We start from the raw sequence: 16,823 nt of genomic DNA on the forward strand, positions 1-16,823 counted from the left end.
TAGTTTACACTTAATTCTATTCAATGAAAAGTCAGCTTTGAGTATGCGGAATGACATATTTCTTGAGTAATTTATGTGCGAAAGCTTGATCGATTTGAGAGAGGACACCAATCGCCGACATTAAATAGTAATGATCAAAGTAGATATTTGGTTGGCTAGGTCTTAAATTGTTATCCTCCGGATGAAAATTCTCATGTAAAATATCCTGGCGATAAGGATTCTTAGTCAATGGACCGCCAGTGGCAACAACGGTGGAGAATTGACGCAAATCCTTACCAGATTGATAATAATCCTGAGTGTTTACTTTGCGTAAACGACCGACATGGCGGTGAATCGCTTGATCGAGACACTGACTCGCCACCAATTTATCAAATAATAAACCGGCTTCATCTTGAGGGACATAGTTTCTTTCTTGGATCCGTTTATTAACGAAGTCTTGAATTTGATCTGAGGAAAATAATGATTCTAAGATTTCTTTACGTTTTGATTCCTGAATATAGGTTAAGACAGAAGCCACCGATTCACGCATGCCCAAATCGCCTTCCACCGTTCTCTTAAGTAGGGGCTCACTCATCCCTTCATAGAAGACATTCAGCCCTAGTCCTAATCCCTTGCCATAGCTATGGATATCCGTAGTGGCTCCACCAATATCAACGACTAGCACGCCGTCCATCGGCTGTCTCTCTTCCATTTGGCCTAAGCACTCGGTGGCTTTCATAACCGCAGTCGGTGTAGGAATAATAGGTAACGGAGACTGAGGAGCCAAATCTGACAAGCCATGGGACTGGGTAATCTTACGAATAAAAATTTCTTGAGCAATGGCCCGCACGGGTTCCACCTTGAGATCATTGACGGCGGGCATTACATTATCCACGATATATAGTTTGCAATTGGAATCTGCAAAGATTGCAGCAACTTCTTCTTGAGCCGCTTCATTGCCAGCATAGATAACATCAGTCTTTAATGAAGTTTGAGTCAGCTGATGAGCCACCTTAATAACAAACTGTTCATTTCCGCCATTGGTCCCACCGGCTAAGAGAATCACATCTGGATCTAGGTCTACGATTTCAGCTAAGTCTGATTGACTCAACTTATAATAGTAGGAACCGATAATTCGGGTCCCTGAACCTAAGGCTGCATATTCCCCTGCTTTCTTGGTTAATGTTTCAGTAAAAGCAATGACCACCATTCTAAAGCCACCCCAAGCTGAAGAACAATAATATTCATCGATTTGGTCTGTTTTAGAATAATTATCAAGCTGATTTAAGAGTATTGTCTTGGCGGTTCGATAACAATCCATGACCGAAGAAACCTGACTCGTTGGCAAAGTATGTTGATCAACTAAAATCTCTTGATCTCGGTTGAATAGGTTAAATTTTGAATAGGTACTACCAAAATCAGCCGTCAGAATATAATGTGTCATGATAACCCTCCTTTATTGATTGGATTGATAAACTCATCGTCGGATAATTTTATTGTAACGAATTTCTGTGACAAATTGAAAGAACATCCACCATCGGAGCATGATCCCCAGTGATGAATGTTCTTTTCTTATGTTAGCGTTGTCTCAACACCCTTGTTCAGACATCTTGGCTCACATTGCTCGCTGAGATGAATTATTTGAATAATTCGCTCACAGCTTTTTCAACCAATGATTCTTCTGGAATATAAGGGATAGTGATATGATCTGTACCTTGGCGCATCTTGTTATATTCAATTGAAGTTTCAATCGCATGTTCATTACGTGCCCAGTTACGACGAGCTACACCACCCATAGTATCCCAAGCAATCGCTGATTTGATGATTTCGTCAGTCAATTCGCTACCGTCAAGAACTAAACCGAATCCACCGTTGATTGATTTACCGATACCAACGCCACCACCATTATGAAGAGCTACCAAGCTCATACCGCGAGCTGCGTTACCTGCATAACATTGAACAGCCATATCTGCCGTTACGTTAGAACCATCTTTAATGTTAGAAGTTTCACGGAATGGAGAGTCTGTACCTGAAACGTCATGGTGGTCACGACCTAACATAACCGGTCCAATCTTACCTTCACGAACTAATTCATTAAATTTAAGAGCGATATTAACCCGGCCCATGCAATCTTGATATAAGATACGAGCTTGAGTTCCGACAACCATCTTATTCTTCTCAGCATCGCGAATCCAGTTATAGTTGTCACGGTCTTGGTAACGACGGTCTGGGTCGATAACTTCCATCGCTGCATGGTCAGTAGCCACTAAGTCTTCGTGACGACCACTTAAGCATACCCAACGGAATGGTCCATATCCATAATCGAATAGCATAGGTCCCATGATATCTTCAACATATGAAGGCCAGATAAAGCCATCTTTGTCATCTTTACCATTCTTAGAAATTTCTTTGACACCAGAGTCATAGATTGCTTTCATGAATGAGTTACCATAGTCAAAGAAGTAAGTTCCACGACTGGTTAATTCTTTAATGGCTTGATAGTGACGTCCTAGAGTTTCGTCAACTAATTTTTCGAATTTTTGGCTATCTTTAGAAAGTAATTCAGTACGTTCTTCGAAAGTAAGACCTACTGGGCAGTATCCACCATTGTAAACATTGTGGCAAGAAGTTTGGTCAGATAATAGGTCCACATGGATATCGTTCTTAACTACATATTCTAATAGGTCAACGATGTTACCATGGTAAGCAATTGACATTGCTTCTTTCTTCTCTAAGCTTTCTTGAGCTAACTTAATCGCTTCTTCTGGAGTTTCAGCTAATTGTTGGATCCATCCTTGTTCCAAACGAGTATTCACCCGTGAAATATCCACTTCAGCGATGATTGACACAGCGTGAGCAATATCTGCTGCCTTACCTTGAGCTCCAGACATTCCTCCTAAACCAGAAGAAATGAATAGTTTACCTGATAAATCACCATCATCAGCAATACCTAATTTCAAACGTCCAGCATTTAATAAGGTATTGAAGGTTCCGTGAACGATACCTTGAGGGCCAATGTACATCCAACCACCAGCAGTCATTTGACCGTAGTTGGTCACACCCATTTGTTCAGCAATTTCCCAGTCTTTCAAGTTGTCATATTCACCAACAAATAAACCATTGGTTACGATAACGCGTGGAGCATCTTTCTTAGATTTGAATAGACCCATTGGATGTCCTGATTCAACAACTAATGTTTGTTCATCAGTCATTTCTTCTAAGTAACGTTTGATTAAACGATATTGCATCCAGTTAGAACATACTTGACCAGTTTCTCCATAGGTAACTAATTCATAAGGATAAAGGGCTACATCAAAGTCCAAGTTATTATCAATCATAACTTGCATTGCTTTAGCTTGAATACATTTACCTTTATATTCATCAATTGGTTTACCAGATAAACGACCTTCTGGACGCCAACGATATCCATAAATTCTTCCTCGAGTTTTTAATTCTTCTAGAAATTCAGGAATAATTTGTTCATGATATTTGTTAGGCACATAACGTAGGGCATTCTTTAAAGCTACTTCCGTTTGTTCTTTACTTAGACGGAAACCTCTATCTGGTGCCCGGCGAATACCTTCAACAAACTCCGGCATTTCTGGCAGAGTATCCTCCAATTTAATCGTCATTGCTTGTGAAACATCAAGTTCCGTAAATTTTTCCATGCATATCCTCCTTAAAATTATCAAGGTCATAAATGACTGATTTTTTAATGTGAGTTTATTATAGAACGTGCCAGTCAATAGAGTGTCTATTTCTTAAAAATATATAAAAAAAACGACAAAAAAACGCTTTCTATCTTTTAGACAAAATTTTGACGTGTTTTTCCTACAATAATATCAAATCAAATAATAGAAGGAACGTGATTAAATGTCTGCGGATAAAATCTTGATCCATTTCAATCAAATTTTTAACCCTTACGATTTAGGTCATCCTTTATCTGGTTCTGATATGAATGATGCCCAAATTATTGAAGATGGCTATATTGCCATCAAAGATGGAAAAATTCTAGCCCTTGGTTCAGGCGAACCTGATGATAAATTGAAAGACGAGCATACTGAAATTATCGACTATTCGGGAAAGATCGCTCTGCCTGGTTTCATTGATTGCCATACCCACTTAATCTATGGCGGTAGCCGTGAGCATGAATTTGCTCAAAAACTTAACGGGGTTTCTTATCTAGAAATTCTGGAACAAGGCGGAGGTATCTTAAGTACTGTTCGTTCAACCCGTGAAGCTGACTTTGATAACTTATATAATAAATCAAAACGTCTATTAGACTATATGGTACGTTATGGTGTAACGACCGTAGAAGCTAAAAGTGGTTACGGCTTAGACTGGGAAACTGAAAAACGTCAATTAGAAGTATGTAAGAAATTAAATGAAGATCATACCATTGACTTAGTTTCTACCTTTATGGCAGCTCATGCTGTTCCACCAGAATATAAAGGAAAATCTGGCGAATTCATTGATATGATTATCAATGACATGTTGCCTAAAGTTAAAGAAGAAAATCTAGCTGAATTCTGTGATATCTTCTGTGAGAAAAATGTCTTTACCGCTGAAGAATCTGAGAAATTACTTTCTGCCGCTAAAGACCTCGGCTTCAAATTAAGAATTCATGCGGATGAAATCGAATCTATCGGTGGTGTAGACGTGGCTGCTAAACTGAAGACCACTTCTGCAGAACACTTAATGATGATTACCGATGAAGGCATTAAGAAAATGGCTGAAAGCCAAGTCATTGGGGACTTACTTCCAGCCACTACTTTCTCTTTAATGCAAGATACTTATGCTCCAGCTCGTAAGATGATTGAAGCCGGTGTGCCAATTACACTTTCAACCGACTGCAACCCAGGTTCTTGCCCAACCATTAATATCCAATTCGTAGCTCAATTAGGTTGCTATCAAATGCGCTTAACACCAATCGAAGTCTTTAACGCAATCACCATCAATGCTGCTTACGCAGTCGATCGTGCCGATCAAATTGGTAACTTTGATGTTGAAAAGCAAGCCGACATCACCATTATGGATTGCCCAAATGTTGACTACTCTATCTATTTCTTTGCCACTAACTTAGTTAGCGATGTCTACAAGAACGGTCAACATGTGGTCGTCGATGGCCAAATTCAGGCCTAATTGATTCTGTCCCTCCCCTACAAAACAGGAGCTCCTGCTTTCAATAGCAAGAGCCCCTGTTTTTTATTGATTAAAATTTGGAAAATTAATCATCAATCGTGACCTGATATAAAACCTGACTTAGATAGAATATCAGCATCGCCGCTAAAGTAGCTGTATGTTGATCATAATCATAAGGAGGCGACAATTCTACGATATCAAAGCCGATGACCTTCCCGCTTTTAGCCAAATGTTGTAGCATAGGAATCACTTTTTGTGGATTCAGTCCTAAAGGTTGGAAGGCAGAAACACCAGGAGCAATCCCCATCGAAAACACATCCATATCGATGGTTAAATATACGTGGTCAACTTTGGCAATAAAATCATCAATGACTTGATAAGAGTAGTTCAAACCACGATTCCAAATATCCAGACTGGTCACAAAATCTAACCCCGCATGTTTAGCTACAAAATCGAAAAGATGCAACTGATTCGCATGCTCTTGAATCCCCATCGCCAGATAATTAAAAGCCTTACCTGCTTGATGATTCATATCATGCATTTGTCGAAAACCCGTTCCCGAATTCGGTCCAGTCTCATCATAGGGTCTAAGATCGAAATGAGCATCAATATTTATCACTCCGACATTCTTATCAGAATAACGAGGGTGGCTTGATAAACCTAGATAATGACCAAAAGCTGTCTCATGACCTCCTCCCAAAACAATTGGAAAGATATGCATATCTAATAATTTTTGAACGGCCTTAGCTAAAGACGATTGAAGTTGACTTAAACTTCGATTCACTCCCTCGATATCCCCCGCATCAAAAATTTGCACTTCTCGACCGAGATGCCAAGGTAGTTTAAACAAACGTTGGCGAATCGCGGTTGGCCCTTCAATCGCCCCCGCCCGGCCATGATTAATATAGACACCCTTATCACAGCGGAAACCTAATAAAGCAAAGCGTATTCTGGCATTGGTCTCAAATTCAGCCTGATTTAGATCCAGGGGTTTAATCACATTTACCCATTTTGCTTGATATAGGTCGGCCTTATCCTTTCCATAATATAGACTCACATCTGGACGTTTATAATCTTCTAACATATTATTATCGCTCTCCCATAAAAGTTTATCCTGACTGACAGATGGATCGGACAAATTATAACACTAATTCAGCAATAAAGAAAAAACATTCAGAACGAAGCTGAATGTTTTTCAGTATTGGAACGAGCGAAATTATACATCCTTATGCTGGTAGTTCCACAGAGAAAGACGATAGGAAGTGTAAAAGATAATTAAGAAAATTCCGCTGCCTAATAAAATCAATTGCCCATGACTTAAGTTGAGTAGCCAATCCAACATTGGGCCATGACCAATAAAATTGATGACAAAGTATAAGGCAATCCACATACCCATAAAGGTCATAAAGACAATTTGCTTGGCTTTCTTGTAGCCAAATTTAAAGAGAAAAGGCAATTGAATACAAGAAAATAAAATCGAAGCCGCTGCACTCATTGACACCCCAGTGAGACTAGCCTGCCAGTCAATCGGTTCACTAAATATTATTTTTAGCAGACTATATAATAAGACCGCAAAAATCATGGCTGCTAAGTTCAGGCATAAGAGGGTTAAATAACGGCCCTGTACCACTGATTTCTTACCAATCCCAAATACGGTGTATAAATTATCTAAACCAGCCTCATCCGCGACCAAAAATGGATAGGAAACATGGAAGGCAGCTAAGATAGGAATCATATTCACCACGATTTGGATTTCACCAAAAATAATCGCATAAAAAGCAAAGAGCAGCGAGAATATTAGTAAATTCTTCAGGGTGAAATAGGGACGAATCGCTAAATAATCTAAATGAAGGATTTGCTCAACAGCTTTCATCTTTTATGCTTCCTCCTTAAATAAATCATGATTTGGTCAATCGAAGGCTGACTAGCGTGCCAGTCTTGAGGCAATGCTTGCTGATACTTACTCTCGATTAAGGCTTCGAAATGATAATCCATCTGCTTACAAGCCACTACAGGGGGGAGATGATTATCTGCTAAACTATCCAAGGGTCCCTTCACTAGCAGATATTTAGCTAACAAGTCGTCCTTCGTTCCCTGAAAGATGAGCTGGCCATCTTGAATATAGATGAGATAATCGGCAATCGCTTCTAGGTCGGCCGTAATGTGGGTCGAGAAGACAACTGAACGTGCTTCATCTTGAACGAAATCTTGCAATAAATCCGTCAACTCTTCGCGAAAAATAGGATCCAAACCGGAAGTAGGTTCATCAAGAATCAGGGTATTTGCTTGATGGGATAATGCAATGGCTAACATTAACTTGATGGTCATCCCCCGAGAAAGTTCCTTAACTTTCAATGATGGATTAATCCCGTATTCATTGAGTAATTGATAGTATGTTTCACTTCGCCACCCTTGGTAACCTATTTGCATCACATCATTAATGTCGTCAGCCGACCAATCTTTAGCCAAAATTGGTTCATCCATAATAATGCCAATATCTTGTAAATACTGACCCGTAGTTGATTGGACCGTTTGATCTTTATAATATATTTGGCCTTGATCAGGCTCAATCAAAGATAGAATCAGCTTGATGAACGTTGTCTTTCCTGATCCGTTGGGACCAATGATACCTGTGACATAGCCTTGAGGAATCTCAGTATTAATCCCATCCAAGCGAAAATGTTGGAATGTCTTACTAAGCCCTTGACAAGAAATTAAATTAGTCATCGACACCACCCCTATCTAATAATTTCAAAAGTTCAATCAATTCTGACTGATCAATCTGATATAAAGCAGCCAAACTTAACACTTCTTCCAACTTACTTTCAATTTGTTTAAGAATTTCTTCTCGCTCTAACTCATGATTACGGGGAGCCACAAACGTACCCAATCCCTGGCGACTGATAATGTATCCCTCAGCTTCGAGCGCATCATATGCTTTTTTAACCGTTAAGATGCTCACCTTCAACGACTTTGATAGGTGTCGAATTGAGGGTAAGGGATGATCTTCTGCAATTTTTCCTTGTAGAATATTATCTTTAATGGCTTCCTTAATTTGTTCATATAGGGCCTGACTCGAATCATTGCGCAATATAATATTCATTCAGCCACCTCCCATTTCATATAACAGTATATAACAGTGCATAACACCTGTCAAGCTGACTCAGATAAAAAAGACTGCCTTAAGTGGCAGTCTTCCTTCATAAGGATATTTACTAATAATTCCCTCAAGAACAATCTATGCTGATTCTCTTAAGTTGGACTCTTTAGTATACCTCTATGGGTCACGCGAATCTTGACATTTAAAGACTCAAATTATTTTTCTGGATGGTATATTCTAACGACGCCTGGATCATCTGCTTCAAGATATCCAGACGAATATCCGCTAATTTATTAACATAAATACACATCTTGCCTTGCTTATGCTTACCTAATTGAGTCAATAATTCAGCCCGTTCAGGAAAATCTTCAGCCAAATATAGGGCAAAACGCGCTTGACGTGGCGCAAAGGCGACAAGAGTAGATATCCCTTCTCGACCCGCCGGGGTCTGATAATTATATTGACCAAAGCCTATAATCCCTGGATACCAAATCTTAGCCGGATACGAACTCACTTCTTCAAAAAGTTTGACTAAAACACGGCTCTCTTCTTGTTTCTTCTTTGAGGCCAGGCTTTCAATATATGCTTCAACCGCTTGGCCGGTTGGTTTAAATTTCTGACTCATCGCTGTCTCTCCTAACTAATAGCGGAAAATATAAACTAATTACTAGCTTAGCCTCTTCCAGCTGAAGCTCCATGCTGCCCCCGAGTCTCTGCAGAGCAGAATGCACAATCGACAGGCCTAAACCACTATTTCCCGAAGTTCGTGAGGCGTTGGCCTGGTAGAATCGTTCGGTCAATCGTTGCAGATCTGCATTAAAATCCTGTTTTAAAGGATTGGAAATGCGAAATACAGCCTGCTTGTTTGCTTTCGATAATGATAAAGTCAAGGTTGAATGTTCTTGCCCATGATCCAAGACATTCTTCATCAAATTATCCACAATAGCATCTAAGAGAAAATCATTGGCCAAACAAACTTCATTGCTTAAGCTAAATTCTGCCTCCGTTTTAAAACCAGCCTTTTCTAACTGATCATAATAGATAAAGATTCGTTGGACCAGACTTTCTTGTAAATTCATCGGCTTTAAATCAATCAGTGCTGATTGATCTTCTAATCGCATCAACAGAAACAAACGGTCTAATAATTGATTAAGCTTATTCAATCGCTGATAAATAATCGTAAAGTAGCGGTCGCGATCGTCTTGATTCTCTGTCTCTTCTAGTAACTGAATATAACCGACTAAACTGGTCAAAGGCGTTCGAACATCGTGAGAGAGATTTGTCATCAACTCATCCATCTGCCTCTCTTTAGCTTGAATTTGCTTTCTTAACAACCTTTCTTGTTCAATGGTCTGATTAATACGAGCCACCAAGTTAGAAATTTCTGGACTATAAAGTTCTTGAGTTAACAATTGATTGGTTGTTTGTTGAGACATCTCTTGGAGTTGTTGGGAAAGTTGACGGACCTGATAACGATAATAAAATAGCACCCCCAAAATAATCAATAAAGCCAACACTAAAATGATTATCATGAGGATGCCCCCTTATTTCTTAATGTTCAAAATTAAAATCCATCCGATAAATTTGCCAATAATTAAATAGATATAATAGAAGAATCATTATCAAACCACGAATTAATAAAGGTAAAATTTGTCCCTCAAATTGGGTTCCCATTTGTAATAACTGGCTGGAATACAGCTGTTGAACCAAATCGATTCCTAGACTATTCTCGATAATCGTCAATAATTGAGTATGGAGACCCATACCCATCAAGGTTGCTATCACAATCGTTGTCACCTTGTTTTGACTGAATAACATAACCATCACGGACACTAAACAAATAATCATTAAGAGACTGAGTTGAGGGAGTATCAGTTGCAGATGGTCACGCCAGTGAATCTGAGTCATGAATTGGCCAGATAACAGTTCATTAATTACCGCAAAGATCATATTATTCAGCAAGAGTACGGGATAGAAGCAAGCTACACTGACTATTTTAGCTAGCAACCATTTCCATTTTGCACCTGACAAAGGGAGCATATTCTTTAGAAATCCTGAAGAAAAATCGGCCGCGACAAAGTTTGCTAAATAAATATATGCAAAAACTATCACCATCGGGAAATTATCAATCACAAAGCGATCAAAGGTCATGCTAGCTTTGACTTCGGCCTGATTGGCTAAGAATTCTTCTTCGGTCATGATTTGACCGCCCTCCATAGATCGCTCAATGACTAGACCCGATTGCTCATCCGGTTGACTTTGATTCATCGCTTCTTGCTGATAATCTGCATAAGTCTGCTGAACTTCATGATAATTAATGAAAGTCATTAAAGCCAGAAACAGATTAATAATCAATAATCCCAACCACAAACCTTTTGAATTAAACATACGACGAATATCATAACGGATAAAATTAAGCATGATCTTGCCCTCCTGTCATCTTCATAAAATAATCTTCCAAACTCGCTTGATCCACGGTAAAACTATCGAATAAGATGGCTGAACGAATCAGCTGGTGGGCCAACATTGGCGCTTGGTTCATATATTCAAAGATATGAAGTTCTGTGGGCGTGACCATGGTATAATTTTTCAAATTAAAATGTTCTTCTAAATGGGCAACAACTTGACTTAAATGATTTCCCGTGATGGTAATATGATCTTGGTTTTCGATCTTCAATTGCTCCATACTAGCTTCTTTAATCAGTCTACCCTGATCGATGATACCAATCCGATTGACTAATTTCGCTAGTTCCCCCAGTATATGCGAAGAGACAATCACGGTAATATCTTTTTCAATATTTAATCGCTGAATAATCTGCCGAAAATCAACAATCCCTTGCGGATCCATCCCATTGGTCGGCTCATCCAAGAGTAAAATATCGGGATCTCCGACCAAAGCCAAAGCTAAACCTAAGCGCTGTTTCATCCCCAAAGAGAAATTCTTGGCTTTCTTCTTGCCCGCTTGGCTCAACTGAACTAAAGATAATAATTCCTCAATATAACCAGGTCGTCGAATCCCATATAAAATGCATTTTAAATTCAGATTCTCATAGGCTGACAAATTCTGATAAAAACCTGGCGCCTCAATTAAAGAACCAATCCGCAAAGAATGACTATCCTTTGCCGATAATTCCTTTCCTTGAATAAATAACTTTCCTTGATGGTGAATTTGACGATTAATAATCTTCATTAACGTCGTCTTACCCGCTCCATTGCGACCGATTAAACCATAGATATCGCCCGGATAAACATGAAAATCAACCTGGTCCAGAGCCATGTGTCCTTGATAGTTCTTGGACAGATTGGCACTTTCTATCATCGCTTGCATCTTTCTTCCTCCTTATCTAATGCCTACTATACCGTCTAAAGATAAGTAAAGAATAAAGGAAAGATAAAGAATTTATAAAGATGTCGGCAACAAACGAAAACCTACACCCCAAACCGTTTCAATCCATTCCTGACCAGTTTGTTGAAGTAAACGACGGCGTAAATTACTAATATGAACATGAATCGTTTTGTCATCAGCATAATAATCTTCTTCCCAAGCACTGGTAAACAATTCTTGCTTGGTGAATATCTTTTGGGGATGTTTTAGAAATAAGACCAATAACTTACGTTCCTGGGGAGTAAGTTGAATCTCTTGATCCTGATAGGTCAATAATTGTGTCTTGGGATGATACGACAAACCCTGATATTGATATACTTTCTCGTCCAGGGCTGGATTCTGATATTGTCTCTTCAAACAAACACGGATACGAGCTGCTAATTCTTTCAAATCAAAAGGTTTAACCAGATAATCATCGGCTCCATGTTCTAATAACTTGACCTTGTCGTCCACAGAACTTTTGGCTGAAATCACAATGACCGGAATCGCAAAGGTTTGACGAATCTCCGAGAGTAAATCTTCACCACTCAGTCCTGGTAACATTAAATCCAGTAAGATTAAATCAAAGGTCTCCTGAGCTAGAATCATCCGGCCTTCGGTCCCCGAGAAAGCAGAGACGACCTGATATCCCTGCTTGCTTAAGCTTTCGACTAATAATTGATTAATTTGGACATCATCTTCGATTAATAAAATTCTTGCCACAGCAGGTCTCCAACTTTTATTTTACTTCTTGAATCAAGGGATTATTTTCCCGCAAGACTTTCACTGAATAAGCTAATTTATCAGCTTCTTCTGCTGAAAGTTCTGGAGTTAAGACTTGGCGAATCCCCTGTCTGCCTAGAATACAAGGTACAGAAATATAAACATCTTCGTGGCCGTATTCGCCTTGTAAGAGAGTAGATAGCATTAATAATTCATTCTCATCGCCAAAGATAGCTTTACAAATCCGGGTCAAAGCCATAGCCACACCATAATAGGTAGCTCCTTTGGCTTCAATAATCTTATAGGCAGCATCACGTGTTTGCTCATAGAGCGCTTCTAGCTCTTCTTGATTCAATTGACGATCTTCTAATAAATCGATCAAAGGGACCCCGGCTACTTTAGCAATCGACCAAGCAACAAATTCTGAATCGCCATGTTCACCGAAGACACAAGCATTAATTGCCCGAGCAGAGATATTAAAGAGTTGACTTAATTGATAACGTAAGCGGGCAGTATCTAAAGCCGTCCCAGAACCAATCACGCGTTCCTTAGCAAAGCCTGAAGTTTTCCAAACGGCGTATGAAATAATATCGACTGGATTGGAAGCCACTAAGAAAATGCCATCAAAACCAGAAGCCACCACATCTTTAGTGATCGCGCTGGCAATTTTAACGTTGGTTTGAATTAATTCTAGACGTGTTTGGCCCGGTTTCTGAGCAATTCCAGCACAAATGACGACAATATCTGCATCGTGACAATCGCTATAATCGCCATGCCATACATTCACTTTCGCCGTAAAATTAGCCAGACCATCTTGCATATCGGCGGCATCGGCAGCCACTTTCGCCGTATTTAAATCAATCATGACCAATTCATCACAGATATCTTGATTTAAGGCTGCAAAGGCAAAGCTAGCTCCGACAGATCCTGTCCCTATTAATACGATTTTGCGTGCTGATTTCATCATAATCCTCCTTAATATGCTTTTATTCATTATATCACAAAGTAATTTTATCACTGAAGCTAAGCAGATACAAAAATCTTCAAGTTATCATATTAATTTCAAAGTCAAATTTGCCAATGGCTCTGCTCGCTGGCTAAGTGAACTGGACCTTGGAACATATTCTGAGCTGCTTGCTTAATGGCTTGGTGAGAGCCATCTGAAGGTAAATGAGTTAGTACCAGTCGCTTGACCTTAGCTGCTTGAGCTAATTCGCCGGCTTCCTGACCACTCATATGCCCTCGCCCACTGCTGTGTTTACTTTCTGCGCTAACCGTAGCCTCTGATAATAAGAGGTCTGTCCCTTGAACAAAGGAAATGAGTTCGGGAAAATAAGCTGTATCCCCGGTGTAGGCCCATTGCTTATTCCCTTGCGAAATCTTTATCGCATAAGCGGAAATCGTATGCCTCACAGGCATCACTGACATCTGAAGATCCAAGATATTAAAAGACTTAATCGATGATAATGAATGAAGTTGAAATTGTTGCGTCTCAAAGCGTTGGTAGATGGTATGTGGTTGCTCGGGTAGATAAAGCGAGAGAGGGTGCTGGCGCAAACCTCGTCTTTTGGCGACAATCAGCGCATGATCCAACGTTAATAAATCAGCGACATGATCATTATGAAGATGACTGATTATAACCGCATCCAAATCATGTAGCGCCTGTAAGTGCGAAAGTTTCAGTAAGGAGCCACTGCCGCAATCTATCAACACCTTAGCCTGATCACTGGTGAGTAAATAGCCCGAGGCTGCAGATCCTTCAACCGGAAATCCTCCATAAAAACCTAAAATATCCAAGGACAAAACCATCATTAGACCCCTTCCTTTGGCCGTATACTTACCCAATCCTGATAGTCATATTGTTGAGAAATCGGAGTATGTACGCTAATCGTTTGCTGATTCTCGAGTTGAATCATATAATGTAATTCTTTTCCTTGAAATTGGCGGGCTTGAATTTGTCCAACAAGACCACTATGTTCAGCAGGCAGAAGTTCAATCTCTTCAGGTCGTAGCAAATATAACTGGTCGGCTTTAATTTGAGGATCAGTCCCCAAATCCGGCCAAACAATTTGAGTATCCTGAACCCGAAAGCCTTGATCCGACCATTGCCCGGAAATCAAATTAGCTTTGCTAACAAAATTAGCCACAAATGAAGTCTTTGGTTGATAATAGATCTCATAAGGTGTCCCCACTTGTTCAATGCTTCCTGCACGCATCACAATAATCCGGTCAGCCATCGCCAACGCTTCACTTTGATCGTGAGTGACATAGACGATTGAAGATTGAGTCAACTGGTGTAATTTCTGAATTTCAGCACGCATTTCAATTCTAAGTTCTGCATCTAAACTTGATAAGGGTTCATCCATTAATAGTAATCCTGGTTTGGGCGCTATCGCTCGAGCCAGAGCTACTCGCTGTTTCTGCCCCCCTGAGAGTTGGCCGGGTAGACGATCTGCCAAACTAGCCAAGCCCACACTCTCCAAAACTTCCTCAATCCGTTTATTTATCTGGTTGGCCACCAAGTTGGGTCTAAATCGATGGTACAATAAAGGAAACTTAATATGATTGCCAACCGTTAGATGAGGCCACAAGGCAAAATTCTGAAAAACCATCCCAATATTACGCTCTTCGGGAGCAAGGACTTGATCCTGATTGGAAACTAATAAATCGTCCAAATAAATTTCTCCTGAACTTGGCTGCTCAAAACCAGCTAATAATCTAAGTAAGGTGGTCTTCCCACATCCAGATGGGCCAAGGATAGCTACAAACTCCCCTTGCTGAATCTCCAGATTAATATCAACTAAAGCTTGATAATCTCCGTAAAATTTACTGATATGATTGATTCGAGTTGTCATCCTATTCTCCTTTCTTTCTTTCTAAACCCATCTATCACAGTCCAGATAATATAAGCAACAATAATTAGAAGGACGATCAAACTAGAGAAGGCATTGGCATGGCGCAAATTTCCTGCTTGTTGGAAACTCAAGACAGATACGCCAATAGTTTGAGATTTAGAAGCATATAATAAAGACGAAACAGTCAACTCTGTTAAGGCGGTCAAGAATACTAATACCGTTCCACTCAAGACAACGTTTTTAATAAGGGGCATTAGAATCCGACGCCATTTTACCCAAATCGGACTGCCACTAACTTGAGCCGCTTCTTCGATGGACACATCTAATTGCTGAAAACTCGCGATTGATGAGCGCACTTGCAAACTAAAAAAACGGGTAAAATAAGCAATGTACAAGATGGAGATTGAACCATAAATCCCTGGATTCCAACCTGGTAGGGGTTGCATCCAAGCAAAGATCATGGATAAAGCAAAGACCGTACCAGGTAAGGCATAAGGAATTGTTGCCACACTTTCAATTAGAAAGGCAAGTGGCTCTTTCTTACGAACTCGAAAGTAAGCTAAGATTGTTCCAATTCCCAAAGAAATAAATGCAGTTACCCCTGCTAGTTTTAAGGAAGTCAATATGGCTTGACGACTTTTCACACTTTGGAAGATAAACAAATAATTCTTTAGACTTAGATTATCGATGCTTAAAGGCCGGCCCATAACTTTATATAACGGAGAAATTATCAAGGCAAATAAAGGAAGAATACTGGTTACCAGTATAAATAGAATGATGGCACCTTCTATCCAAGGACGTTTAGTGCCAAGATAATAACGAACACTATGGTCCTGAACCTGGCTTTCCAATTGTTGATGCCGGGCTAATAATAAGCGCTGAATACCTAGACCTATTAAAGCAATCACCGCTAGAACCACTGATAAGACTGCTGCCTGATTAAAAGCACTCGGCCCGAAGCCGATAACTTGTTGATAAATATAGGTAGTCAACACGGTAATATTGGCCGAAGAGCCGAGAAAAGCTGGAATTCCAAAATTATCCAAACAGCTAAGAAAGGCAATGAAAATTCCTGCCGTTAATCCAGGCATCGCCATTGGTAAGGTTACTTTCCGTAATACAATCCACTGACTAGCGCCTGAGATTCTGGCTGCTAGTTCTGTTTCGCGTGGAATTTGGCGAAAAGCATTCAAAGTAAATAAATACACTAAGGGATAAGTTGTAATTCCTAAAACAACAATCATCCCCAACATAGAATATAAATTAAAACCATTAAACCCTGGCAAAATCACTGCCAGCCATCTCGCCAACTGACCATTTTGGCCAAAAAACTGTAACCAAGCCAGAGACGAAACATAAGAGGGAATAACGAAGGGTAAGAAAAGGAGTATGTGCAAGCTTTTCTTATGACGAATGTCCGTATAAGCCATCAGCCAGGCAAAAGAAATTCCACATAAACTAGCTAAAATAGTTGCGCCGAATACCATAATAAAGGTATTGACCAACACACGCCAAGTTCGCTCCATCCTAAAGATTTTAAGATAATGATCGAAGGTAAATCCTAACTCACCTTGAAAACTCATATAAATTAATTTTAAAAAGGGAAGCACAAAAATTAGAAAACTTGTAATAAGAATCAATAGCTTTACGATTCGGTATT

General features: G+C 39.7%; 16 protein-coding genes. 1 reads left to right on the forward strand and 15 read right to left on the reverse strand.

From position 1 onward, the window contains the following. Positions 1 to 31: 31 nt before the first annotated feature. Both M0R79_RS08795 and hutU read right to left on the reverse strand, forming a co-directional pair. Entirely contained in the window at positions 32 to 1,423 is a 1,392-nt protein-coding gene (locus M0R79_RS08795; protein ID WP_092570790.1) for a glutamate mutase L, read from the reverse strand. Between the two features lie 193 nt (positions 1,424 to 1,616). Beyond that, positions 1,617 to 3,647 (reverse strand): urocanate hydratase, encoded by a 2,031-nt coding sequence (gene hutU / locus M0R79_RS08800; RefSeq protein WP_092570792.1) that lies wholly within the window; start codon positions 3,645 to 3,647, stop codon positions 1,617 to 1,619. Positions 3,648 to 3,852: 205 nt separating this feature from the next. Between hutU and hutI the strand changes: the two genes are divergently transcribed. Next, positions 3,853 to 5,121 (forward strand): imidazolonepropionase, encoded by a 1,269-nt coding sequence (gene hutI, locus M0R79_RS08805; RefSeq protein WP_092570794.1) that lies wholly within the window; start codon positions 3,853 to 3,855, stop codon positions 5,119 to 5,121. An 85-nt stretch (positions 5,122 to 5,206) separates the two neighbouring features. Here hutI and hutG read toward each other — a convergent pair whose 3' ends face one another. The 13 genes from hutG to M0R79_RS08870 form a co-directional block, all read right to left on the reverse strand. Continuing rightward, positions 5,207 to 6,205 (reverse strand): formimidoylglutamase, encoded by a 999-nt coding sequence (gene hutG / locus M0R79_RS08810; RefSeq protein WP_248417030.1) that lies wholly within the window; start codon positions 6,203 to 6,205, stop codon positions 5,207 to 5,209. A gap of 132 nt (positions 6,206 to 6,337) precedes the next feature. After that, positions 6,338 to 6,994 (reverse strand): ABC-2 transporter permease, encoded by a 657-nt coding sequence (locus M0R79_RS08815; RefSeq protein WP_248417029.1) that lies wholly within the window; start codon positions 6,992 to 6,994, stop codon positions 6,338 to 6,340. After that, complete coding sequence (locus M0R79_RS08820) at positions 6,991 to 7,848, reverse strand: ABC transporter ATP-binding protein (RefSeq protein WP_248417028.1); 858 nt, start codon at positions 7,846 to 7,848, stop codon at positions 6,991 to 6,993. The genes M0R79_RS08815 and M0R79_RS08820 overlap by 4 nt, the downstream gene beginning before the upstream one ends. After that, positions 7,841 to 8,224, reverse strand: a complete 384-nt coding sequence (locus M0R79_RS08825) for a GntR family transcriptional regulator (RefSeq protein WP_248417027.1) — start codon at positions 8,222 to 8,224, stop codon at positions 7,841 to 7,843. Before M0R79_RS08825 ends, M0R79_RS08820 begins: the two co-directional genes overlap by 8 nt. Positions 8,225 to 8,423: 199 nt before the next feature. After that, positions 8,424 to 8,846 carry a DUF1801 domain-containing protein gene (locus tag M0R79_RS08830; protein ID WP_248417026.1) on the reverse strand — a complete coding sequence of 141 codons (423 nt, stop codon included), beginning with the start codon at positions 8,844 to 8,846 and terminating at the stop codon, positions 8,424 to 8,426. Then, positions 8,830 to 9,753 (reverse strand): sensor histidine kinase, encoded by a 924-nt coding sequence (locus tag M0R79_RS08835; protein ID WP_248417025.1) that lies wholly within the window; start codon positions 9,751 to 9,753, stop codon positions 8,830 to 8,832. Before M0R79_RS08835 ends, M0R79_RS08830 begins: the two co-directional genes overlap by 17 nt. A gap of 19 nt (positions 9,754 to 9,772) precedes the next feature. Further along, complete coding sequence (locus M0R79_RS08840) at positions 9,773 to 10,642, reverse strand: hypothetical protein (protein ID WP_248417024.1); 870 nt, start codon at positions 10,640 to 10,642, stop codon at positions 9,773 to 9,775. Continuing rightward, positions 10,635 to 11,549 (reverse strand): ABC transporter ATP-binding protein, encoded by a 915-nt coding sequence (locus M0R79_RS08845; protein ID WP_248417023.1) that lies wholly within the window; start codon positions 11,547 to 11,549, stop codon positions 10,635 to 10,637. Before M0R79_RS08845 ends, M0R79_RS08840 begins: the two co-directional genes overlap by 8 nt. Before the next feature lie 72 nt (positions 11,550 to 11,621). Beyond that, entirely contained in the window at positions 11,622 to 12,308 is a 687-nt protein-coding gene (locus M0R79_RS08850; RefSeq protein WP_248417022.1) for a response regulator transcription factor, read from the reverse strand. Between the two features lie 16 nt (positions 12,309 to 12,324). Beyond that, a complete protein-coding gene (locus tag M0R79_RS08855; protein WP_248417021.1) occupies positions 12,325 to 13,275 on the reverse strand; it encodes an L-lactate dehydrogenase in 951 nt (316 codons plus the stop codon). 101 nt (positions 13,276 to 13,376) lie between these two features. Beyond that, positions 13,377 to 14,120, reverse strand: a complete 744-nt coding sequence (locus M0R79_RS08860) for an MBL fold metallo-hydrolase (protein ID WP_248417020.1) — start codon at positions 14,118 to 14,120, stop codon at positions 13,377 to 13,379. Continuing rightward, positions 14,120 to 15,163 (reverse strand): ABC transporter ATP-binding protein, encoded by a 1,044-nt coding sequence (locus tag M0R79_RS08865; protein ID WP_248417019.1) that lies wholly within the window; start codon positions 15,161 to 15,163, stop codon positions 14,120 to 14,122. The genes M0R79_RS08860 and M0R79_RS08865 overlap by 1 nt, the downstream gene beginning before the upstream one ends. Then, complete coding sequence (locus M0R79_RS08870; protein WP_248417018.1) at positions 15,160 to 16,746, reverse strand: ABC transporter permease; 1,587 nt, start codon at positions 16,744 to 16,746, stop codon at positions 15,160 to 15,162. Before M0R79_RS08870 ends, M0R79_RS08865 begins: the two co-directional genes overlap by 4 nt. Positions 16,747 to 16,823: the final 77 nt, after the last annotated feature.

It is taken from the genome of Ignavigranum ruoffiae, assembly GCF_023195815.2.
In the GTDB taxonomy this organism is placed as follows: Bacteria; Bacillota; Bacilli; order Lactobacillales; family Aerococcaceae; genus Ignavigranum; species Ignavigranum ruoffiae.